The following is a 4,657-nucleotide window of genomic DNA, read 5'->3' as shown; positions in this document are numbered from 1 at the left end:
ACAGCGGTATGCAGGAGCCGGCTGGCCGGCGAATCGCCTTAGCCTGCCAGGCCGACGAACATGTCCTGCACGTCGTCATGGTTGTCCAGGCCTTCGAGGAACGCCTCGACTTCAGCCATCTGCTCATCGCTCAGGCCGCTGACCGGGTTCTTCGGCTGGTAGCCCAGCTTGGCCGAAAGCACGGTGAAACCTTGCTCGGGCAGGGCTTTCTGTACCGCATCCAGGTCCGCAGGCTCGGTCAGGAACAGGGTCGCGCCCTCTTCGCCCGGCTCGAAGTCCTGGGCACCGGCCTCGATGGCGGCCAGTTCCGGATCGGCGTCCGGGCTGTCCGGCGAGGCCTCGATCATGCCCACGTGGTTGAAATCCCAGGACACCGAACCCGAAGCGCCCAGTTGGCCCTTGCGGAACGCCACGCGGATTTCCGCCACGGTACGGTTGATGTTGTCGGTCACGCATTCAACGATCAGGGGTACCTGGTGCGGGGCAAAACCTTCGTAGGTCACGCGGTGGTACTGCACGGTCTCGCCCAGCTGGCCCGAGCCTTTCTTGATGGCACGCTCCAGGGTCTCGCGGGGCATCGAAGCCTTTTTCGCCTGTTCCACCACCAGCCGCAGGTGGGCGTTGGTGGCGGTGTCAGCGCCGTTACGTGCGGCGATGGTGATCTCTTTGACCAGCTTGCCGAAAATCTTGCCCTTGGCATTGGCTGCTGCTTCTTTGTGTTTAACCTTCCACTGTGCGCCCATTACTCACTCTCTTGATCTATGGCGTCGAGTTGGATTTGGCCGACGCGATGGGCAAGTTTATACGTCCTCAAGGCCCTGATCGACCAAAAAGTCAGTGGCTGGCAGGCTTCAGCCCTTGTCGGCCTTGCCGGCCGCCGCAGCGAAACGCGCCAGGCGCACATCCAGGTGCCGCGGCCGGCGCCCATGGTCCTCGGCCCGTTCCTTGCGGCGGATGGCGTTGCGCACTACCAGCGAACCCAGGTAGCGGATCGGCTCCGGCGGGAAGTAGCCCAGGGGGCCATTGACCAGCGGCGAGCGAGTCCAGGGGTTGTCCAGCCCCTGCACCAGGGAGGCGAGGATCTGCCCGCCCATATGGCAGGGGCCGACGCCGCTGCCGGAATACCCGAAACCGTAGAACACATTGCCCGCGCGGCTCATCTGGCCGAAGAACGGCAAGCCGGTCACCGAGCGATCCGACGGGCCATTCCAGGTGGCCGCCACCGGCACGTCGGCAAAGGCCGGGAAGAACTGCCCCAGGCTGCGCTTGAGCAAGCCGGCGTAGGGCGACGGCTGGTCGAACACCGGCAGCATCCGCCCGCCGTAGGCGAAGGTGTTGCCGCCCTTGCCGAGCATGATCCGACCGTCCGGGGTGTTGTGGTAGTAGTGCACGAAGATCCGCGAATCCAGCACCGTCACGCCGCTGGTCAGGCCGATCTGCTGCAGCAGTTGGGGCCGCGGCTCGGTGATCAGCATGTCGCTGGAAACAATCGCCACGCTGCGCTCGAATTGCGGGAAGGCCCGGGCCATCCAGGCATTCATCGCCAGTACCACGCGCTCGGCGCGGATCTGCCCCAGGGGCGTGCGCAACAGCGCCGGGCGCCCCTCCTCCAGCCCGGTCATGGCGGTGTTCTCATGAATCCTCACGCCCAGTTGCAGGGCCACCCGGCGCAGCCCGCGCACCAGCAGGCCCGGCTGTACGCTGGCCGCCGCCGGCGAATACCAGCCCTCCAGATGCTGGCTGGAACCGGCCATGCGCTGCACGTCGGCCAGGGGTCGCTTGTCGAAGGAGTTGATGCCGCGGCGCTCCAGCGCAGCGATCACGCCATCGGTGGAGCCGACCTGGGCCGGGTTGGTGGCCGTGTACAAAGTGCCGTCGAGGCGGTACTGGGCATCCACCCCGTAGCGCTCGCAGAAGGCGCCGATGGCATAGATGCTCTGCTCGGATTCCTTGACCAGGCGCACGGCCTCCTCGACACCGAACAGCCGCTCCAGGGTGAAGTACTTGGCCGACCAGGACAGCGCGCAGCCGCCGTTGCGCCCACTGGCACCGGCGCCGCAGATATCCGCCTCGATCAGCAGCACGTCCAGCCCGGGGTTCTGCTCCTTGAGCATGATGGCGGTCCACAGCCCGGTGTAGCCGCCGCCGACAATCGCCACCTGGCAGGTGGTATCGCCCGACAGTGGCGGGCACGCCGGTGAGGGTTGCTGTTGCAGGGCCTGTTCCAGCCAGAAAGGTCGCATGGTGAGTCTCCAGGTAAAAAACGGCGAGTGGGTTCGCTGGCAAGCCTGCTCCTACAAGCCTTCGTAGGAGCCGGCTTGCCGGCGAAGAGGCCCGAAAGTCAGGTACGCAGCGGTTTGATCAGCAAAGGTCCATTGGGAACGAGTGCGCGCACCGGCTCGAGCCCTTGGGGCCGGCTGTTCCAGTACGGCACCAGCACCAGGGCCGAGACCAGGGCGCAGGCGGCAAACACGATGAACACCGTGACCGTGTCGAAGTAACCCGGCAGCAGGCCACCCAGCACCGCGCCCACCGAGCCGCAGCCATTGACGAAACCGGCCGCGGTGGCCCCGGCCTTGGCCGAGCCGAAGTCGATGGCTGCAGCGCCACAGATCATCGAGTCCGGCCCGTACAGGGTCAGGCCCATGAAAAACAGCAGGGCCATCACCAGCACGACGCTGCCGGTATGCAGAGCGCCCATGAACAGCGCCAGGGACAGGGTCAGCGCCAGCAGGCTGATGACACAGGCCGGCATGCGCCGGGCGCCGAACAGCTTGTCCGAGGCCAGGCCGATCATCACCGGCCCCAGCAGCCCGGCCAGCTCGAAGCTGGTGGGCACGATCGCCGCCCCCACCTTGCCCACCGAGGGCATCTGTTCGTAGACGATCACCGGCCCCCACAGCAGGATCGCGTAACGCGCCGGCTTGAGCAGGAAGTACGACAGCCCGAGGATCAGCACCGTGCGATTGCGCAGGATCTCGCGCAGCGGTTCCCAGACGCTCATGCGCCGTTCGGCGGCGTCTTCTTCGGCGCTCTGCGGGGGCAATGGCTCCACGGCCGGCAGGCCCACGTCCTCCGGGGTATTGCGCTGGAAGATGAAGAACAGCACCGCGGTCAGGCCCACCACCACCGCACTGGAAATGAACGCCGCGTGCCAGGTGCCGATCAGCGTATAGGCCCACCAGCCGGCAAAGGGCGAGGCCACCAGGCCGCCGAAGGCGTAGCAGGAACTCCACAGCCCCAGCACCCTGCCGCGCTGCCCGGCGGGAAAGAAACTGCCGATGTTCTTGCACAGCCCCGACCAGCCCGTGGACTGCGCCAGCCCCTGGACCAGCATGCAGGTGGCGAACACCGGCAAGGTGGCGAAGCTGCCCATCACCAGCGCCGCAGCGGCGGAAATCAGCAAGCCGCCCAGCACCACCACCCGCGGGCCGAAGCGGTCGGCGAAGATGCCCCAGGTGAACTGCCCCACGGCGTAGGCCGCCAGGTAGATGGCGTCGAGGTTGGCCATGGCCATCTTGTCGAGGGTGAAGTCGGGATCGTCGGCGATCCCGAGCTTGGCGACGGAAAAGGCTTTGCGGGTGAAGTAGAACGCCGCGTAGGCGATCCAGGTGATGGCGAAAATCTGCACGCGCCAACGTTTGATGGTGCCGATCTGCTTGTTCATTGTGGTTCTGACCTCAGGGTGAGTGTGCCGGCAGGATGCGAAGCAAACGCCTGTGTTTTTTTATTCTTGAGCACTGCAGCAGGGCCCTCGCGGCGGGCGCTGCTGGTCAGATGAGTCCTGTTGCCGGCCCGTTTCGGGGGCCGAAGCTGCACACACAGGCATCAGGGCCCGGTGCCGGTCGACCGACCGGTCACTAGGCTTGCAAGGATGGAAGCAATTACTGACTAATAAATGAAATCGATTTATCGTATTTCAAATATAAGCTCAGCTTGTAAGAGGTTTGGCCCATGTCGGTTTCCCACGCCCAATTGAAAGCCTTCCACGCCGTGGCGGTGCACGGCAGCTTCACCCGGGCGGCCGAACGCCTGTACCTGACGCAGCCGGCGATTTCCGACCAGGTGCGCAAGCTCGAAGAGCGCTTCGGGGTGCTGTTGTTTCATCGCAACAAGCGCTCGGTGCGCCTGACCGACCTGGGCGAGCGCCTGCTGGCCATCACCCAGCGCCTGTTCGTGGTGGAAGCCGAAGCCAAGGAGCTGCTGCAGGAGTCCCGGGCCTTGCAGACCGGCAGCCTGGTACTGGCGGTGGATGCCCCGGTGCATGTGCTGCCGCAGATCGCTCGATTCTGCGAGCTGTACCCCGGGATCAATGTGAAGATCGAAACCGGCAACACCGATGAATCGCTGCTGCGCCTGTTCAATTACCAGGCCGACCTGGCTCTGCTGGGGCGGGCCGTGGACGACGAGCGCCTGCTGTCTCTGACCCTGCGCAACGACCCGATGGTGGCGTTCGTCTCCCGTCACCACCCCTGGGCCGGCCGCCAGTCCATCTGCCTCGCCGACCTGGACGACACGCCCCTGGTGCTGCGGGAGGTCGGCTCGGTAACCCGCCAGACCCTGGAAGAGGAAATGAACCGCGCCGGCCTGCGCATCCGCCCGACCATCCAGGTGGAAGGTCGCGAAGCCGCGCGCGAAGCAGTGGTGGTGGGCATTG

Annotated in this window: 4 protein-coding genes; 1 reads left to right on the top strand and 3 read right to left on the bottom strand. The window is 65.6% G+C overall.

Annotated elements, in window-relative coordinates; translation table 11 throughout:
* Positions 1-38: 38 nt before the first annotated feature.
* From F6S12_RS29870 to F6S12_RS29860, 3 genes are all read right to left on the bottom strand, one after another.
* Positions 39-743, bottom strand: a complete 705-nt coding sequence (locus F6S12_RS29870; protein ID WP_011062247.1) for a YebC/PmpR family DNA-binding transcriptional regulator — start codon at positions 741-743, stop codon at positions 39-41.
* Positions 744-851: 108 nt separating this feature from the next.
* The gene (locus tag F6S12_RS29865; RefSeq protein ID WP_011062248.1) at positions 852-2,243 is read right to left on the bottom strand and encodes an FAD-dependent oxidoreductase; all 1,392 of its coding nucleotides are present in this window, start codon (positions 2,241-2,243) and stop codon (positions 852-854) included.
* A gap of 98 nt (positions 2,244-2,341) precedes the next feature.
* Positions 2,342-3,667: an MFS transporter gene (locus F6S12_RS29860; RefSeq protein ID WP_019095130.1), complete on the bottom strand. Its 1,326-nt coding sequence runs from the start codon at positions 3,665-3,667 to the stop codon at positions 2,342-2,344.
* Positions 3,668-3,954: 287 nt separating this feature from the next.
* On the opposite strand from F6S12_RS29860, the gene F6S12_RS29855 reads away from it, so the two are divergent.
* Positions 3,955-4,657 (top strand): LysR substrate-binding domain-containing protein (locus F6S12_RS29855; protein ID WP_315869693.1); only part of this gene is annotated, 703 nt, incomplete at its 3' end.

Source organism: Pseudomonas sp. JV245A (assembly GCF_032424515.1).
Lineage (GTDB): Bacteria > Pseudomonadota > Gammaproteobacteria > Pseudomonadales > Pseudomonadaceae > Aquipseudomonas > Aquipseudomonas protegens.
Note: the sequence above shows the minus strand (reverse complement) of the source record. Positions and strands in the feature narration are given on the sequence as shown.

What these genes read in the sequence shown, in the direction of transcription:
- F6S12_RS29865 (WP_011062248.1), bottom strand. Translation starts at nt 2,243, where the DNA reads ATGCGACCTTTCTGGCTGGAACAGGCCCTGCAACAGCAACCCTCACCG.
- F6S12_RS29870 (WP_011062247.1), bottom strand. Translation starts at nt 743, where the DNA reads ATGGGCGCACAGTGGAAGGTTAAACACAAAGAAGCAGCAGCCAATGCC.
- F6S12_RS29860 (WP_019095130.1), bottom strand. Translation starts at nt 3,667, where the DNA reads ATGAACAAGCAGATCGGCACCATCAAACGTTGGCGCGTGCAGATTTTC.